We start from the raw sequence: 15,864 nt of genomic DNA on the forward strand, positions 1-15,864 counted from the left end.
TAAAAGCCTGTACTTATAGTGTACCCACCCCACCTATGGTGAATCCATGAATCCGTTCATAAACGTGACAATATTGGAAAGGTTATTAGTTCATATCCCCAAGATAAATCCGCGATGGTTCACGTTTCAGCAGCAATTCGCCAATCGTTTGGGGATACAAACGGACGGACGGCAGACCCTCAAGGGCGATCCATTCCACTGCGACCTGATAGTCATCCGGATTGGAACCCTCAAATACTGTTGCACTCGCATCATTCAAACTGCATTCGAAATAAAATTCAACCTGGTGAATGTCAGCATCCCATTCGGCGAATTCATGATTTTTCCCGATGTACTCTCGGATATGAAGCAATTCTCCAACAGTCACCGCTTGTCCAATCTCCTCCAAACATTCACGGGCGACAGCATCCTTCAGTTCTTCACCCTTCTCCTGTCCTCCACCTGGAAAAACATAAGCTGCACCGTATTGATCCTCCAAACGGATGACGAGCAGCCTTCCGTTCTGTACGATGACCGCCTTTGCGGAATTTCGTATCGGTTTCATCTATTCATCGACTCCAATTCATTCATATGTATTGCTCTCGTTCGGTTTCAGTCCCGATCCAATCTCAAGCATGGCCTGCAGCCGATAGAATTACCCCTTCAGCTTCAAGTAATCTGCGGATTTCTCTTGCAAAAGAAAGGGCGTGCTCCCCATCGCCATGTATGCATATGGTCTCCGCTTTGAGAGGAAGCGTTATGCCTTCCGTGGACACAACGATACCTTCGTTCACCATACTTAGCACTTGAGCCAGTGCATCTTCCGGCTGCCCAATGACTGCTCCAGCATGACTGCGGGGCGTCAATTTACCGTCCGAACCGTAAGTCCGATCTGCGAACACTTCACTTACGCTGCGCAGACCGATACGATCTGCAGCCTCGATAAGCGCGCTGCCCGCAAGACCATACAGGTATAGTTCTGGCCTCACGTTGTAAATCGCCTGAGCAATGGCTTCAGCGAGCTGTACGTTCTCCGCAGCCATATTGTATAACGCGCCGTGTGGTTTTACATGATGCATACAGCCGCCATATGCTCGGACAAAGGCATCCAGTGCTCCAATCTGGTATACGACCATGTCATAGGCTTCCTGCGGAGTTATATCCATGCGTCTCCTGCCAAACCCCTGCATATCCGGCAATCCCGGATGTGCTCCAATCGCAATCTGATGCTCCATGGCCTTTTCCACCGTTGCTCGCATCGTCGCCGGATCCCCTGCATGAAATCCGCAAGCAATATTTGCCGAAGTGATCAGCGGTAAAACCGCTTCATCCCACGGCATTCGGTATATACCATAACTTTCGCCCAGATCACAATTGATATCCACCGTCTTCATTGGCGATCCTCCGTTTCGGTCAATCTTCTGCGGATGAATGCAGCGCTCAGCTGTAGTCCCCGTTCCTGCTTAAGGTGCAACTGCTGCGCTTCTTCATGTGTAATTGGCTGAAAAGCAACCCGAGTTCCGGGCCTTGCCTGAGCCAATACCGGTAAATCCACCTTGGCGACCTGTGCAATCACAGGATACCCTCCAATGGTCTGATGATCTGCCATCAGGATGATGGGCTGACCATCTGCCGGCACCTGAACTGTGCCATAGGTAACGGCTTCCGATAACCGGCTCATGGGTTGTTCAAGCTCCAGCCTTGAGCCCTCCAATCGATATCCCATCCGATCCGACTGAGGAGCAATCACATATCGCTCATTGTACAATCGTTCCAGGCTATCGCTGGTAAACTTGGAGGTATCCGTCCCTGACATCACACGTATCACTGGATCCGTCTGATATAATGGCCATTCTCTGCTGGATAGATGCCATATCGGAGCCTTCATTTGTGTTTTCTCCAGCTTCGCTTGTTCCAGCAATGGATGGAGCATGGCTCTCGCTTCCCAAGAAGCACCTGCAGCAGATAATATATCTCCTGCCCTCAAGGCTCTGCCTTCCAAGCCACCAATACCTGTTTTCAGGTCCGTACTTCGGCTTCCCATGACCTCATTTACTTCTATCCCCCCAGCAATGGACAGATATGCTCTCAATCCGGATCGACATCTCCCAAATTTCAATACACTCCCCGCCAACAATGCGACCGGACGCCACAGGGGAACGTGCTGATCATCCACAGTCGCCGACAGATCTGCACCACATAGAGCGATGAGGCTATTTTCATGAAATCGAAGTTCAGGACCCGTCATGGTTATTTCCATTACAGCTGCATGACGGCGATTATTCACCAGCATATTGGCTGTTCTTGCTGCAAATGTATCCATGACTCCACCCGGATGTACCCCATGCCGTCGATATCCGTACCTTCCCTCATCCTGAACTGTGGACAACAGGCCTGGGCGAATGACCTCCATTCTCATCCTTCTCCCTCCTTCCACTCCATGTAATCCTGCTCCGTTATCGCTTCAAACCGGACCCGATCACCTGCCTGAAGCAGGCTCGGCAGATCGTGTTCAGGACGAAACAGCTTCAGGGGTGTTCGTCCGATGCATTGCCAACCACCAGGAGTGGCTACCGGGTATATTCCGGTTTGCTCCCCGCCAATCCCGACGGTTCCGGATTCCACTCTCAGCCTCGGAGTTGCTTTTCGGGGTGTAGCAATCCGCTTGGATAATCCGCCAAGGTAGGGGAATCCCGGTGCGAATCCAATCATGTGGACCAGGTATTCTCCGGATGTATGAATCGTAACAACTTCATCTGGCGTCAGTTCGTGTTCTCTCGCAACATACTCCAGATCAGGCCCGAATGGACCTCCGTAGCAAACCGGAATCACAATGGTTCTGAATTGGTTATGTACAGATTCCTCCAGCATTCCTAACCGGGACAATAACATCCTGCACACCTGTTGATATGGGGAAGATTCACTTAAGCCTTTCGCTGAAGCCGATCGAGCAAATCCTGCAACAACCATTGGATCATAAAACAGTGCAACCGACGCGAACGACGGAACCAACTCCACCATCCCTGGAAAGGGATCTCCCTCCAGCCAAGTACAGACCGAGATCACTCTGCGGTGAACTTCATCCGATATTGCATCTCCGCAACGAATCATCACTCCAGCCTCACCCAGTGGAGACAGCATCTCTTCTGTCCATACATACTTGATTTTGCTCACGCCATCTCCCCCTATCGGCAAGTTTAGGATTGATCATGTTCTATTTTGGATTCAGATGCACACTGCAATTGTATAATTCGCAGGCCCAGGATCCAGCTTTCTTTTCAAGCCGGGTAATCGAGGTGTTGGACAACTTCGTGCTAACATCCAGCGCAGGTACCAATCCTCTGAGGGTATTGCGCAAAATCGCGCCATGACTGACCACAATCACTTTCCCATCAGGATGCTCTTTGCATATATCCTCGATCGCAGCACTGCCCCTTAGCGTCCCGGCTTCTGCATTTTCCCGTCCCAGCTCAAGCGTGCTCCAGTCCGGACCCCATTTGGCTATACGTTCCGCTTCTGTTGTTCCTTCCACCTGACCGCCGCCCATCTCACGCAGCCTTGGGTCCAGATGAATCTCGTCAATACCCAGCCGTTCACTGATAATCTTCGCCGTCTCATGTGCACGCCCCAGATCACTCGCGTAGATGGCATCCCACGACTCCGAGCTCAGCCTTTCTGCAAGCAAAACGGCCTGTTCTCTTCCTTCCTGATCCAGCGGATTGTCCGTCTGTCCCTGGGACCGCTTCTCCTTATTCCATGCTGTGCTTCCGTGACGTATTAATGCAAACTGTGTCATCGTGTCCCTCACTTTGTTCTATATTAGGCGTTTAATCAAGTCGCCGATTATTCAATCCTTGTCTAGCTCATCCTCGGTAAAATGCCTGCGTTCTTTTGGTTTGACAAACTTGTTGCCGTTGTATACTGCTGACCCGTTTCTTGGTATGGAGAGGCTGTTCCATGGAGTTTCTTTTAGCATTTTGGCCGCGTAAATAATCTGTCCCACATGATACGGATAATGCGCCAATTGCCGTGTAACAGCCTCCATGACGGTATGACCTTCATTGCGAATGTATATGATCTGTGAGAGTTGTTCCGGTGTAAAAGAACGAATGGCACTCAGCAAGCAGTTCCAGCCTTCTTCCCACTTGCCCAGCAGTTCTTCTCGTGTGGACATGTCATTGACGAATTCGGCATCCCGCTCCCGCCAAGGCTTTTCTCCATCACTTGTGAGCACATCCGTCCAGCGGGATAACATATTACCCCACAGATGCTTCACAATGACGGCAATGCTGTTGGCATCTTCGTGCCATGCCTGAAATAATTGCTCGGTCTCAAGCTGCTCCATAGCCTTCTCTCCGAGCTGCTTATAATACAGAAATTGCTTCTCGGCTGTCTCCAGAAATACCTTATTCATATTCATATCCAATAGGCCAACACCTTTCTATATCCATAGTAAGTGCAAGGCTTGCTTTATTCGGGAAATACCAGTACGCCTTCTTCATTCGGCGGAAAAGGAATCACTTTCTTCACCGCATCCAGATTAAGCTCTCCATAAATATGAGGAAACAGTTCATTTAACTCATACAAGTCTTCATATACGAGTTCTGGCTTCAATGTTTTTTCATCAATACCCAGCAACAGCAGATCCGTACGTCCTGCGTAATATTGTGCAGCTACCCATGGAATCTGCTCCTTGGTAGAACAATGAATGAATCCATCCGTTTCCAGACTATCCGGTGCGTATACGCTCTCCTTGGATACCTGTTCCCATACTGGTTGAGAAATAATGCTGTAGATCATTGCTCTGCCTCCTTATTATTTCTTCTATGTATCCTGTGTATCATTGCAAGTATTATAGATCATCCCGGATACGGGAGTACAATTTTTGATCCGTGAACACGCCTTTGATCTTCAATTGTTTGCGAAGTAAACCTTCATAGGACATGCCCAACTTCTCCATGACTCGTGCAGATCCGATGTTGCCTAGATTGCATCTGCCTTCCAGCCGATTGCAGTCCAGTTCCTGAAAACAGTAATGAACGATGGGCTGCATCGCTTCTGCAGCAATCCCTTTATTCCACTCCGTGCTTGCAATGGCATATCCCACAGAAGCACTCTGCATAAGTTCATTAAAATGAAAAATCCCCCCGCGGCCAATCAGACGACCTGTATCTTTGAGAACAAATCCCCATAGATACACCGATTTTTTCTCATAATTGTCCAAGGCCCGTTGGATGTATTGAACGGAGTCATCCACCGTCTCATGGCAGTTCCACAGACTCTGCTCGCTCACTCTTGGGTCGGAGGCAAATGCATAGTAATCCTCCGTATCGTCTAATGTAAGACGTCTAAGCAGCAGCCGTTCCGTTTCAAATTCTGGCGATTCAGCGAATAACTTTTCAATGTTCATACGAACTCCTCCTATTGCTCAGGAAATAACGGTCTATCACGAACGCAAACAGGATCCCAACCGTATATCTGATGAGATCCATGACAAGAAAACCGTGTCCCAAAATCAGGGCTCCCAACATGGTTGAACGCACCTCATTGAGCCATGGCATCTGAATCATTTGCGAGAATTCTATTCCCCAGCTAAACACGAAGCTCATTAGGAAAGCCCACACCTTACTTCGCGTTACCCAAACCATACGGAATCCGAAATAGATCATGCCTGCCCACAAGGCATCTCCAGCATGGTCATGGAAGAAAACAGGCAGCATATCCCCGTAACGACGGGATGCAAGCCCGGCTGCCATGGTAATGACTACCGCAATAAAATAAATTCGTCTTTCTCTGATCAACATCACCTTCTCCAATGCTTACGATCCATCGGACCTAAACCGCAGTTCACTATTTGTACAGCGATTCACTGCATCAAGTAAGCCCAATCCTTCAGATCCCCATTTGAACTTATAATTGTAGCTTTCATGCGGATCACGTCCTCTCCGTTTTTGTTTCTGGACCCGCGCAGGTAAGCCTGTTAATGTGGTGACTTCGTATTTTTGAATCTTTTTGTATCTAAAAAGGGACGTATATTGTACGTCCCTCTGCTGTCTGTCTCTATGATGTAAAAAGCTAAGTCACTCGCTGGTTTGAAATAAGCTTTATTTTACCGTTACCGGTATCGTCACTTTCTTGTTGTTCCACTTGGCGGTTATGCTCGTTTTGCCTTTACCCACGGCCACTACTTTGCCATTGGTTACGGTAGCTACGCTCGGTTTCGTACTGCTCCAGACGGCATTGTTGGTAACAACCGTTGTCTTGCCTGTATCATACTGCGCCATAACGGTTAGCGTTGTGCTTCCCTGCGGGGATAACACAAGCTTCTTCTGACCTGTAATCAACTTTTTGAGCAATGGAACAACTGTAACTTCTGTCTTTATTGTCTGATCTTGGTAGGTTCCTGTCAAGGTTGCCTTTCCTTCGATCAGCGTTTTGACCGTCCCGTTTTTAACGGTTGCTACTGCATTGTTCGATGAAGTCCAGGTCACCTGTTTTGACAGATTAATTGTTTTGCCGTTGGCATATGTACCAATGACCTTCAGTGCTTTGGATTTCTTGATGTTCAACTGCATTGCAGTAGGAGTAACTTCCACTTTGGTAATAATGTCAGTAATGGCGACAGGCACTTTAACTGTTTCCGAGCCGTATTTGCCTTGCAAAAGCACCCGGCCAGGCGTATTGCCTTTAATCTTGCCGTTTTCCACGACAGCCGCTGCATTCGAAACAGTCCACACAATCTCTGAAGTTACATCCTCTTCCTTGCCACTCGCACGTACAATACTGACTTTGGGCAGTGCACTTTCACTGCCTTTGACAAAGCTATAGGATTTGGGCGAAGCCTTGATGCTTTTGATTTTCTCGGAAACCTGAACAACGAGCTGCGCTTTGGCCCCATCGACTTCAGCATGGATTGTTGCCTCTCCCGCTGCTACTGCCTTTACTTTACCTTTCACAATGGTTGCAACTGCTGCATTACTCGTAGACCACGTAACCCCTGCTGTTACATCCTGCTTGTTATCAAACCCTTCAACTTCTGCCATCACCTTAAGTGCAACCGTCTGTGACACACTTAACTTCTGCGGGCTGCTGTTGGTAATTTCAATGGAGGTCACGTCACCGGTAGCCGCCAGAATGTGTGATGGAGCCAAGATGGCACATACCATGATCAATGCAAGCATTCCTCGAAGTGTTCGTTTAACTCTTTTCATTGCAATCTTCCATCTCCTATTAATCCAATATTTTACTTCTATTATATTATATCGGAGATTCGATGCATAATAATGAATTTTATAGTACTAGGATGGTCAAAAGAAGTGAGATTCGACATTTTTTTGATAGGTTTGCAAAATCACTAAATTCGTTAATAAACAATGTAAGATAGTGAACAATTTCGCACGTCCAGTGTATAATAGGTAAAGGTATAGACATACTGATTGGAATATAAAACCTCTAGAAAGTGGGTTGGTTTGCTTGAAGGAAATTAACTTGCTGGATATGATTAAACCCCAAAATAATAGTAAGCGCATGAAGAGCATTGTCACTTCGGCATCCAACAAAATTAGACCTGAGGACGAAATAATCCTTCTAATGAAAACGGCCCGTAATCGATTTAGAAAAGCATTAGAATCTGGACAAATCGAAATTATTAACGAGCGCGAATGGAAGCTCCGTTAAGAATGTGGGTGAACTATGGAACGTTTAGAGAATCCCGAAATGGATATCCCTATTGAGATTCCATCTGATACCCTAGAAGGTTCAAAAGATAAAGTTATCAAATTGATAACCCCTGAAGGTTACTGTTATGTAATCGGAATTGATGATCTTATATTAGACCGATTAAGAGCAGCTGAATATTGGACTGATGCCCGCAGCTTAGAGTGGGCACGTTATCTAATTTATAGTCAGTTTGAATCTATAGATCTATCCTATATGAGAGAAGTTGCTTTAAGGGAAGATTACAAGCTTGCAGCTAGGCTTGAACAAGAATATCTGTGGGTAACAAACAATATGTTTGATTAAACGGAACCCTTACTCAGGGTTCCGTTTGCTTTAATGTTATGTGCAACACTGTACTTAATTGCTTTATAACTAACTTGGCAATGTCAAATATTCAGCACCACCCATGTAAGGCTGGAGAGCTGCCGGAATGCGAATGCTCCCATCCTCCTGTTGGTGGTTCTCAAATAGTGGAATAAGAATCCGCGGCGATGCCACGGCCGTATTATTCAGCGTATGGCAGTACGCCAGCTGACCCTCGGCATTACGGCAGCGAATGTTCGAACGACGTGCCTGAAAGTCATGCAGGTTTGACGACGAATGGGTTTCCCCATAAGCGCCCCTGCTCGGCATCCATGTCTCAATATCGTATTGTTTATATGTTTTCTGGGACATGTCGCCTGTACATACCGCAACTACCCGATATGGCAGTTCAAGCAGCTGCAGCAATTCCTCTGCATGTCTGGTTATTTCCTGCAGCATGCGCTCCGATTCCTCCGCATCCGGTGCACAGAGAATGACCTGTTCGACTTTGGCAAACTGATGCACCCGGTACAAACCTCGTACATCCCGTCCGCCTGACCCGACCTCACTGCGGAAACAGGTGGATACGGCAGCCAGCTTAATCGGCTTCTGTACATCCACAATCTCATCGGCATAATACGATACGAGCGGTACCTCGGAGGTGCCGACCAGCCACTTGTCCTCACCTTCCAATTCATAGACCTGATCACGTCCTGTTGGGAAAAATCCCGTGTTCACAAGTGCATCCTCTCTGACCATTAGAGGCACTTCCATAGGGGTGAACCCTTGCCGCAGCAGCAGATCCAATGCGAGCTGCTGTACCGCCCGGTGCAGCAGCAGCCCTGCTCCTTTCAGCACATAGCTTCGTGTCCCGCCGATCTTCACCCCGCGCGGAATATCAATCAGATCATGAAGCTCCCCGAGCTCCACATGGTCCTTGGCTGTGTAAGCGAATGTCGGTGCTTCCCCCACACGTCGCAGCTCCACATTATCCACGTCCGATGCCCCAATCGGCGTATCCGGTGATACGACATTTGGCACCAGCCATTGCAGCATGGTCACTTCCTCCTGCACACCCGCAAGCTTCGCTTCGACCTCTTCCAGCTTCTCATTCAGCTGTTTCACCTGAGTTCTCAATTCTTCGGCCTGTTCCTGATCTCCGGATTGCATCAATTTTCCGATATCCGCTGATAAGGTGTTCCGCATCCGGCGTCCTTCTTCTGTTTCCTGCAAAAGCGCTCTGCGCTCCTCATCCCGCTCCAGTAATGTACGAATGCTAATATTGATTTTCTTCCCGTCTGCCGCCGCCTGCACTTCATCTGCATGGGCCCGAATCCACTTCATGTCCAACATGGTCACCGTCTCCTTTGGCTGTAAAAATGCAAAGAGCGCCCTCATCCCTTGGGACGAGGAGCGCTCTGCTCGCGGTGCCACCCAACTTGCCGAATCAGGATACCCTGTTCCAGCCTCTTGGTCCGCGATAACGGGCGGTTCCGGTTAACTTGGGGATGGATTCGCTCCCCTGGCGATAACGCCTCCGAGTTGGATGCTCTTCAACGGCATGGTTCCGATCTGTAATTGTTGTGTCTCAGTATATACGAACCATAATCCACTTTGCAAGTCCTACCAAATCCTTACACATGCTGTTATGATAGACTTGTTTGCACTCGAACGTATGATTCGATTTAGCTGACCTTAAATTGTACATAGGGTATAGAAGGAGTTCTCCATGAAAAAATTGTTATGGATCGGCTGCCTGTCCTATTTTCTTATCGGACTTGCACACGTGGTCCTCGGTTCCATTCTTCCAGTTGCACTAGAACATTACGGCAAAGATTATAGTCAGGGAGGAACGCTAATCTTCGCCCAATTTGCCGGATTCCTGGGCGGTGTTCTGTTATCGCCCCACTTAAATCGTCGCTTTGGCAAACGCGGCGGGTTACTTATCGCTGCAGCTCTGCTATGTATTGCAGAGTTATCCTATATGCTGCTGCCTCCCTGGGGCCTCATGTTTGTCATTGCACCCGCAGCCGGTTTTGGATTCGGCATGATTGAAGCGGTGATCGGTACGATCATCATTGCCGCCATCAAAGAAAATACCGCAGTTGCGATGAGCAAGCTTGAAGTATTATTCGGCATCGGAGCCATGGTCATGCCGCTTATCGCCAGCGGTCTGATCTCGGCAGGTTACTGGCGCATGTCCTTCCTCGTCGTTGCCGTCTGTTCAGCACTGACATTCCTCTTCTGGGCCAGGATGTCATTCGGGGAGCTGGATCATGCACTCAGCAGGCGCCAGCCAGATGCCGCTGCTGGACATATCCATGCTGTGGAATCATCCGATGGTGAGTCTCCTGCAGGTAGCGGCACAACCAGTTCAACCTACCGAGGCCGTAATCTGGCCCTGATGATCTTATTCGTTGTTTTTTTCTTTCTCTATGTTGGCACGGAGATGAGCCTTGCCAACTTCATGCCTGCCATTCTGATTGAAAAAATGAACATGAAGGAAGCTGGGGCAGCTCTTAGTGTTACCTGCTTCTGGATCGCGATGTCTGTTGGAAGACTCTTCGCCGGATATATCGCTGAAAAGTTTCAGTATCGAGTGTACATTTTGTACAGCTGTCTGGCAGCCGTGCTGCTAATGGCCATTTTTCCGTTCACCAACCAGATCTGGTCTGCTTTTCTAATTATTCTGCTGCTTGGGCTTGCGTTTTCAGGAGTTTTCTCCATTGCGCTCGTTTTTGCCAGCAAAATGCTGCCAGGGACAGAAGAATCCACCCCTAGTATTCTGATTGCATCCGGCGGAGTCGGCGGCGCCATTCTGCCTCTGCTCACCGGTTGGAGTCTGGATCATCTGGATGTCAATCAATCCACATGGATGCTTGCCCTATTTACTGCAGGTCTGCTTGTGATCAGCTTGGTTGCTTATCAGTGGCAGAACAGACAACGTCCAGCTTCTGTTTGATTACCGTCTTGCGTTCGTATTAAATTCACCAGTTAAGCTCTAATGTAAAGTGGCTCCGCAGCGTATGCTTCGGAGCCCTTTTTTGCTTCGTTAATCGCACTGTAGACTGAATCTCATGCGGTTGAATTGTCTCCATCATGATTGCCCAGGAAATAGTTTGCGGCAGGTTATTTCATTTCTGGAGTGAAAAATATTAGCATTAATTTATGAATTGAATTCAGCAGGTTTACTAAACTTCATTGTTGATCAAAGGAGCTACCACTTCTTTTCCTTTAATAAGAGTACGGAATACATAGCGAACAAGGGGCCCAATAATGAGAAGCTGCAGTGGAAGAGCCAGGCTAAAGTTACGAGCGATGGTATGAAGATAGGTTTCGAGCAGCGGTTTTCCCACCAATTGATCTGCAAAATAAGATGTAACCATACCGTATAAGGACATGATCAAAACCATGCCAACAACCATGCAGCAAGACATGGCCACCATACCGAGAAGCTTGTTGGACTTGTCAAACGGCAGTGAAAAAGCAACTTTCTGGGCTACTGGGCCGACAATAAAGGATTCCACCAGAAAAGCAACGACAAAACACAAAACGAACTGAAACAGTAATTCAATCGGGGATAATCTACCGATTAATCCGTTGTAAATCAGGTTGAAGGACATCATAACAATGACCATTCCTGTACACATCATCAAGCCAAAATAAATATGTTCTTTCTTCGAAGTTGGCAACTCTCTCTCATCCTCTCTGTTTACTCTGCCAATTATAGAGATCGCGAATATCTCCACATAAGTGAACATTCTGTGAATTTAAATTAAATCTTATTTGACAACTCGGAATTAGGAATCTATCACATCCCTTAATATGTAAGAAACTATTTTTCTGAACTTGGGAGGTTTTCATGATGGGTTTTCAAAAGCGTATTGACCATATCGGCATTGCTGTACGTGATCTGGAGACAACACTGCGTTTCTATACGGAGATTGTTGGACTCGAATTGAAAGACCGGGTAACTCACACGAACGGTATCATTCAACTCGCTTTCCTTGGCTTCAATGGTAGTGATGAAACGGAGATTGAGTTGATTCAGGGATACAGTGATAAGCTGCCTTCCGAAGGAACGGTGCACCATTTTGCCATCCACGTGGAAGATCTTAATGCAGAATATAAGCGTATTCAGGCTACAGAGGCCGAGTTTATTGACGGGGAGATCATTACGTTGCCCAACGGCTATCGCTATTTCTTCATCTATGGTCCGGAGAAGGAATGGATTGAGTTTTTCCAGCGCTAGTTATGTGATCAAAATTTAAGTACAGTAAACAACACCTACCTACCTTTCTTCAAACAAAGATTGATTCCGATCTGCTTATCCTTTCTGATATTCGATACATTCTCACAAGTATATCGCGCTTGGCTATTCCATCCAGTTCCTGACTGGACACATTCCGGCCTCTGGCCTATAATTACACCTAGTAATGCCCGTAACTTCATAGTTTCCCAGGGGAGTCGGAATTGGCCGGCTGAGAGTGTATCCCATCAAGATACTAACCCTTAGACCTGATCTGGATCATGCCAGCGTAGGAATCGGAGTATATCGAATTGGCCCAGCCATGTGCTGTAGCCACCTCTCTAACGCCTGCACGCGTCCCGGATTACGGGGCGCTTTTTTTGATGGTATCTTTTTGACACAAAAAGTACGTCATCCGGATCATAGCTGGTATAAATCGAAGGATTTATGCACCATGCTTGGATATGAAGCCAAGGAGTACCCCGCGCCACTGGCCGGACCATATGAAGGAGAGAAAAAAACAAGATGAGATGGCGTAAAATGATCGGACTCCTGCTCTTGTGTGTGACACTCGTCACCGTCGCTGCATGCGGCAGCCAAGAAGCAGCACCTGCAGGACAGAACGGCAGCAGCACCACTGAAAACAGCAGCGAAGGTGACAGCGCAGCATTGAAGGATGTTAAAGTCGTGCTCGACTGGACACCCAATACGAACCACACCGGCCTTTATGCCGCCGTGGATCAAGGATTTTACCAAGCAGAAGGCTTGAATGTCGAGATTGTGCAGCCAGGTGCTGGTGGGGCGGATACGATGGTAGCCTCAAATGAAGTTCCTTTTGGGGTAAGTTATCAGGAGAGCGTAACACAGGCCCGTACACAGGACGTTCCACTCGTCTCCATTGCAGCCGTCATTCAGCATAATACGTCTGGATTCGCCGCTCCGGTGGATCGAAACATCAAATCACCCAAGGATTTCGAAGGCAAATCCTATGGCGGCTGGGGATCACCCGTTGAAGAAGCGGTTATGCAATCCATTATGGAGGGCGAAGGCGCCGATGTGTCCAAAGTAAAAAATATCAATATGGGCGACGCCGACTTTTTTACCGCCGTGAAACGGGATATTGATTTTGCGTGGATTTTCTATGCATGGACCGGCATAGAAGCCGAGCTGCGTGGTGAACCCCTCGACATGCTGTATGTGAAGGATTATTCCGATGCGCTGGACTATTACACGCCTGTACTCGTGACGAACGAGCAGACCATTCAGAACGATCCAGAACTGGTGAAGGCATTTATGAAAGCTACTTCCGAAGGGTATCAATATGCGATTGATCATCCCGAAGAAGCGGCAGACATTTTAATCAAGGCTGTACCTGATCTCGATAAGGACCTCGTGGTGGCAAGTCAGAAATGGCTGAGCCCAAAATACAAGGATGACGCTCAGCGCTGGGGCGAGCAAAAACAGGAAGTGTGGCAGAACTACACGGACTGGATGTTTAGCAAAAAACTGCTTGATGAGCAGATCGATGTATCCCAAGCGTATACGAACGATTTTTTACCCCAATAAAGTTGAATCGAAAGGAGCCGTGATTACTCATGGCAAGCACACTGCTTAGCATTCAAGTGATTCCCAAAACGCCGAATGGCGAAAATTCTTATCCTTATGTAGATCGGGCCATCGAAGTGATTCAGCAATCTGGCTTGAAATATCAGGTTAATGCGCTCGACACCACGATGGAAGGTGAACTGGAGGAACTGCTGGAAGTTGTCCGCAAAATGCATGAGGTGCTCGTGGAGGCTGGCAGTCCAAGCATCATCTCCCAGATCAAAATCGCCCATAGCCCGAGCGGCTTCAGCATGGATACCCTGACGGAGAAATATCGCTAATGCATACGTACTTCAAAAGTGTATGGCCGCCCATTGTGGCGGTTATTCTCTTTATAGCGATATGGCAGGGTGCCGTGTCCCTGTTTCATATTGAGAAATGGATGCTGCCCGCACCTTCCGACATCGCACACGAAGCTGCTTCCCAAGCAGAACGCCTGGGCATGCATGCATGGGCGACCATTCAGCTCACTTTAATTGGCTTCGCAGCTGGTACGCTGGTCGGGCTGCTGATCGCCATGGTGCTGCATCTGATTCCATTCCTGAAGTCTGCCCTGTATCCTTTACTTATTCTTAGTCAAAATATACCGACGATTGCGCTCGCTCCGCTCCTGCTCATCTGGTTCGGATTCGGACTGCTGCCCAAACTGATTACCATCATCCTGGTCTGCTTCTTCCCCGTTGCTGTTGCTGCCATGGACGGACTGACACGAACGGATGCTGCCATGATGAATTACATGCGCATGGCGGGAGCAAGACGCGGCCCAATTTTCTGGAAGCTGGAGCTCCCACACGCACTGCCTTCCATCTTCTCCGGTGTCAAGATTGCCGCGACTTACAGCGTCATGGGTGCCATTATTGCCGAATGGATCGGAGCCGACAAAGGAATCGGATATTACATGATGCTTCAGAAGTCCGCTTACCGGACAGATCGACTATTCGTTGCGATCATGATTATTGTCGCGCTCAGCCTGCTGCTCTTCCTGTTCATTGCCCTGCTGGAGAAGCTGCTCGTTCGCTGGCGACCACAGAAGCGCTGATTCGCAGCACAAGCACTATACAAGGTTAGGAAGTGAATGCGAGATGACACTCAAATATAACGAACAGGCAACACCTGCACCTGGCGGAAGCGTCGCAATGTCAACCAATGAAGGATCACTTCGCTCTGCTTCCATTGCTACCTCCGATTCGGGTACAAGGCAAATGCCTGCACTGGAAGTACAGGACGTCCATGCTTCCTTCCGGGAACGGCGGAACAAGCTGTCTGTCCTGAATGGATTATCCCTGACCGTAGACCAAGGTGAATTCGTGGCGATCGTTGGACCTTCCGGTTGCGGCAAGAGTACGTTGTTCCATATCATTGGCGGGCTGTTGAAACCCCAAACAGGCCAGGTTCTCATGAACGGACAGATTGTTACCGGGCAGCGGGGCAAAATCAGCTATATGCCGCAGCAGCCTGCTCTCTTTCCTTGGCGTACCATTGAAGACAACGTGCTGCTTGCCGGTGAAGTGTCCGCTAATACTACTCCCAAGGCAGAAGCACTTGCAGAAGCACGGAAATGGCTTTCCAGCGTCGGTTTGGGCGGGTTTGAACAGGCATATCCTCACATGCTATCAGGCGGTATGCAGCAGCGGGCAGCCTTTTTGCGTGCCCTGCTCAGTCCGCAGGAGCTGATGCTGCTGGATGAGCCCTTCAGCGCCCTCGATGCCTTGACACGCAGTGACATGCAGCGCTGGCTGCTCGATATATGGGAACAAAACCGCCGATCTGTGCTGTTTATTACCCACAATATCGAAGAGGCACTGCTGCTTGCCGATCGAATCTATGTATTATCCAATCGACCTGCGACTGTGCTGCATGAGGTACATGTCCCTTTTGATCGTCCAAGACGTGAACAAATAACGGAAGAGACAGCTTTCCTCGAACGCAAACGACAGATTTCGGAGTGGATGAAAGAAGAACAGAAAAAAGCCCGGCTAACTCCATAGCACGGGTTTTTCGTTATATTT

Annotated in this window: 19 protein-coding genes and 1 riboswitch; of the genes, 7 read left to right on the forward strand and 12 right to left on the reverse strand. The window is 48.3% G+C overall.

Annotation, left to right across the window (positions count from 1 at the left end):
* Positions 1 to 85: 85 nt before the first annotated feature.
* The 10 genes from MH144_RS26300 to MH144_RS26345 form a co-directional block, all read right to left on the reverse strand.
* On the reverse strand, positions 86 to 544 hold the full coding sequence (locus tag MH144_RS26300) for an NUDIX domain-containing protein (protein ID WP_239305232.1): 459 nt from the start codon (positions 542 to 544) through the stop codon (positions 86 to 88).
* Between the two features lie 64 nt (positions 545 to 608).
* A complete protein-coding gene (locus MH144_RS26305) occupies positions 609 to 1,373 on the reverse strand; it encodes a 5-oxoprolinase subunit PxpA (protein ID WP_239305233.1) in 765 nt (254 codons plus the stop codon).
* Complete coding sequence (locus tag MH144_RS26310; RefSeq protein ID WP_239305234.1) at positions 1,370 to 2,398, reverse strand: 5-oxoprolinase subunit C family protein; 1,029 nt, start codon at positions 2,396 to 2,398, stop codon at positions 1,370 to 1,372. Before MH144_RS26310 ends, MH144_RS26305 begins: the two co-directional genes overlap by 4 nt.
* On the reverse strand, positions 2,395 to 3,120 hold the full coding sequence (gene pxpB, locus MH144_RS26315) for a 5-oxoprolinase subunit PxpB (protein ID WP_239305315.1): 726 nt from the start codon (positions 3,118 to 3,120) through the stop codon (positions 2,395 to 2,397). Before pxpB ends, MH144_RS26310 begins: the two co-directional genes overlap by 4 nt.
* A gap of 73 nt (positions 3,121 to 3,193) precedes the next feature.
* Positions 3,194 to 3,775: a histidine phosphatase family protein gene (locus MH144_RS26320; protein ID WP_239305235.1), complete on the reverse strand. Its 582-nt coding sequence runs from the start codon at positions 3,773 to 3,775 to the stop codon at positions 3,194 to 3,196.
* Between the two features lie 51 nt (positions 3,776 to 3,826).
* Positions 3,827 to 4,399 carry a DUF1572 family protein gene (locus MH144_RS26325; RefSeq protein WP_239305236.1) on the reverse strand — a complete coding sequence of 191 codons (573 nt, stop codon included), beginning with the start codon at positions 4,397 to 4,399 and terminating at the stop codon, positions 3,827 to 3,829.
* Between the two features lie 50 nt (positions 4,400 to 4,449).
* Positions 4,450 to 4,779 carry a DUF952 domain-containing protein gene (locus tag MH144_RS26330; RefSeq protein WP_239305237.1) on the reverse strand — a complete coding sequence of 110 codons (330 nt, stop codon included), beginning with the start codon at positions 4,777 to 4,779 and terminating at the stop codon, positions 4,450 to 4,452.
* A 52-nt stretch (positions 4,780 to 4,831) separates the two neighbouring features.
* Positions 4,832 to 5,389, reverse strand: a complete 558-nt coding sequence (locus MH144_RS26335) for a GNAT family N-acetyltransferase (protein ID WP_239305238.1) — start codon at positions 5,387 to 5,389, stop codon at positions 4,832 to 4,834.
* Positions 5,379 to 5,783, reverse strand: a complete 405-nt coding sequence (locus MH144_RS26340) for a ribosomal maturation YjgA family protein (protein WP_239305239.1) — start codon at positions 5,781 to 5,783, stop codon at positions 5,379 to 5,381. Before MH144_RS26340 ends, MH144_RS26335 begins: the two co-directional genes overlap by 11 nt.
* A gap of 300 nt (positions 5,784 to 6,083) precedes the next feature.
* Positions 6,084 to 7,190: an Ig-like domain-containing protein gene (locus MH144_RS26345; RefSeq protein WP_239305240.1), complete on the reverse strand. Its 1,107-nt coding sequence runs from the start codon at positions 7,188 to 7,190 to the stop codon at positions 6,084 to 6,086.
* A gap of 481 nt (positions 7,191 to 7,671) precedes the next feature.
* On the opposite strand from MH144_RS26345, the gene MH144_RS26350 reads away from it, so the two are divergent.
* Positions 7,672 to 8,001 (forward strand): hypothetical protein, encoded by a 330-nt coding sequence (locus MH144_RS26350; protein WP_239305241.1) that lies wholly within the window; start codon positions 7,672 to 7,674, stop codon positions 7,999 to 8,001.
* Positions 8,002 to 8,070: 69 nt separating this feature from the next.
* Here the strand turns inward: MH144_RS26350 and serS are convergent, their stop codons facing one another.
* Entirely contained in the window at positions 8,071 to 9,354 is a 1,284-nt protein-coding gene (serS, locus tag MH144_RS26355) for a serine--tRNA ligase (protein ID WP_239305242.1), read from the reverse strand.
* A gap of 376 nt (positions 9,355 to 9,730) precedes the next feature.
* Here serS and MH144_RS26360 point away from each other — a divergent pair, with 376 nt between their 5' ends.
* Complete coding sequence (locus MH144_RS26360) at positions 9,731 to 10,963, forward strand: MFS transporter (RefSeq protein WP_239305243.1); 1,233 nt, start codon at positions 9,731 to 9,733, stop codon at positions 10,961 to 10,963.
* 229 nt (positions 10,964 to 11,192) lie between these two features.
* Here the strand turns inward: MH144_RS26360 and MH144_RS26365 are convergent, their stop codons facing one another.
* On the reverse strand, positions 11,193 to 11,693 hold the full coding sequence (locus MH144_RS26365; protein ID WP_239305244.1) for a DUF2798 domain-containing protein: 501 nt from the start codon (positions 11,691 to 11,693) through the stop codon (positions 11,193 to 11,195).
* Positions 11,694 to 11,866: 173 nt separating this feature from the next.
* On the opposite strand from MH144_RS26365, the gene MH144_RS26370 reads away from it, so the two are divergent.
* From MH144_RS26370 to MH144_RS26390, 5 genes are all read left to right on the forward strand, one after another.
* Positions 11,867 to 12,253, forward strand: coding sequence for a VOC family protein (locus tag MH144_RS26370; protein WP_239305245.1), 387 nt, complete (start codon positions 11,867 to 11,869; stop codon positions 12,251 to 12,253).
* A gap of 198 nt (positions 12,254 to 12,451) precedes the next feature.
* Positions 12,452 to 12,564: riboswitch (TPP riboswitch) on the forward strand.
* 211 nt (positions 12,565 to 12,775) lie between these two features.
* Complete coding sequence (locus MH144_RS26375; RefSeq protein ID WP_239305246.1) at positions 12,776 to 13,816, forward strand: ABC transporter substrate-binding protein; 1,041 nt, start codon at positions 12,776 to 12,778, stop codon at positions 13,814 to 13,816.
* 29 nt (positions 13,817 to 13,845) lie between these two features.
* A complete protein-coding gene (locus MH144_RS26380; protein WP_090904115.1) occupies positions 13,846 to 14,136 on the forward strand; it encodes a thiamine-binding protein in 291 nt (96 codons plus the stop codon).
* Positions 14,136 to 14,894, forward strand: a complete 759-nt coding sequence (locus MH144_RS26385; RefSeq protein ID WP_239305247.1) for an ABC transporter permease — start codon at positions 14,136 to 14,138, stop codon at positions 14,892 to 14,894. The genes MH144_RS26380 and MH144_RS26385 overlap by 1 nt, the downstream gene beginning before the upstream one ends.
* Before the next feature lie 163 nt (positions 14,895 to 15,057).
* Positions 15,058 to 15,843, forward strand: a complete 786-nt coding sequence (locus tag MH144_RS26390; protein ID WP_239305316.1) for an ABC transporter ATP-binding protein — start codon at positions 15,058 to 15,060, stop codon at positions 15,841 to 15,843.
* Positions 15,844 to 15,864 lie beyond the last annotated feature (21 nt).

Origin of the sequence: Paenibacillus sp. ACRRY (genome assembly GCF_022346995.1) — a bacterium.
Classification (GTDB): Bacteria; Bacillota; Bacilli; order Paenibacillales; family Paenibacillaceae; genus Paenibacillus.

Excerpts from the sequence above, each read along its gene's own strand:
- MH144_RS26340 (WP_239305239.1), bottom strand. The coding sequence starts at position 5,783 with ATGTTGATCAGAGAAAGACGAATTTATTTTATTGCGGTAGTCATTACC.
- MH144_RS26330 (WP_239305237.1), bottom strand. The coding sequence starts at position 4,779 with ATGATCTACAGCATTATTTCTCAACCAGTATGGGAACAGGTATCCAAG.
- pxpB (WP_239305315.1), bottom strand. The coding sequence starts at position 3,120 with ATGCTGTCTCCACTGGGTGAGGCTGGAGTGATGATTCGTTGCGGAGAT.
- MH144_RS26335 (WP_239305238.1), bottom strand. The coding sequence starts at position 5,389 with ATGAACATTGAAAAGTTATTCGCTGAATCGCCAGAATTTGAAACGGAA.
- MH144_RS26350 (WP_239305241.1), top strand. The coding sequence starts at position 7,672 with ATGGAACGTTTAGAGAATCCCGAAATGGATATCCCTATTGAGATTCCA.
- MH144_RS26385 (WP_239305247.1), top strand. The coding sequence starts at position 14,136 with ATGCATACGTACTTCAAAAGTGTATGGCCGCCCATTGTGGCGGTTATT.
- MH144_RS26320 (WP_239305235.1), bottom strand. The coding sequence starts at position 3,775 with ATGACACAGTTTGCATTAATACGTCACGGAAGCACAGCATGGAATAAG.
- MH144_RS26375 (WP_239305246.1), top strand. The coding sequence starts at position 12,776 with ATGAGATGGCGTAAAATGATCGGACTCCTGCTCTTGTGTGTGACACTC.
- MH144_RS26345 (WP_239305240.1), bottom strand. The coding sequence starts at position 7,190 with ATGAAAAGAGTTAAACGAACACTTCGAGGAATGCTTGCATTGATCATG.
- MH144_RS26325 (WP_239305236.1), bottom strand. The coding sequence starts at position 4,399 with ATGAATATGAATAAGGTATTTCTGGAGACAGCCGAGAAGCAATTTCTG.
- MH144_RS26300 (WP_239305232.1), bottom strand. The coding sequence starts at position 544 with ATGAAACCGATACGAAATTCCGCAAAGGCGGTCATCGTACAGAACGGA.
- MH144_RS26390 (WP_239305316.1), top strand. The coding sequence starts at position 15,058 with ATGCCTGCACTGGAAGTACAGGACGTCCATGCTTCCTTCCGGGAACGG.
- MH144_RS26310 (WP_239305234.1), bottom strand. The coding sequence starts at position 2,398 with ATGAGAATGGAGGTCATTCGCCCAGGCCTGTTGTCCACAGTTCAGGAT.
- MH144_RS26370 (WP_239305245.1), top strand. The coding sequence starts at position 11,867 with ATGGGTTTTCAAAAGCGTATTGACCATATCGGCATTGCTGTACGTGAT.
- MH144_RS26305 (WP_239305233.1), bottom strand. The coding sequence starts at position 1,373 with ATGAAGACGGTGGATATCAATTGTGATCTGGGCGAAAGTTATGGTATA.
- MH144_RS26380 (WP_090904115.1), top strand. The coding sequence starts at position 13,846 with ATGGCAAGCACACTGCTTAGCATTCAAGTGATTCCCAAAACGCCGAAT.
- MH144_RS26360 (WP_239305243.1), top strand. The coding sequence starts at position 9,731 with ATGAAAAAATTGTTATGGATCGGCTGCCTGTCCTATTTTCTTATCGGA.
- serS (WP_239305242.1), bottom strand. The coding sequence starts at position 9,354 with ATGTTGGACATGAAGTGGATTCGGGCCCATGCAGATGAAGTGCAGGCG.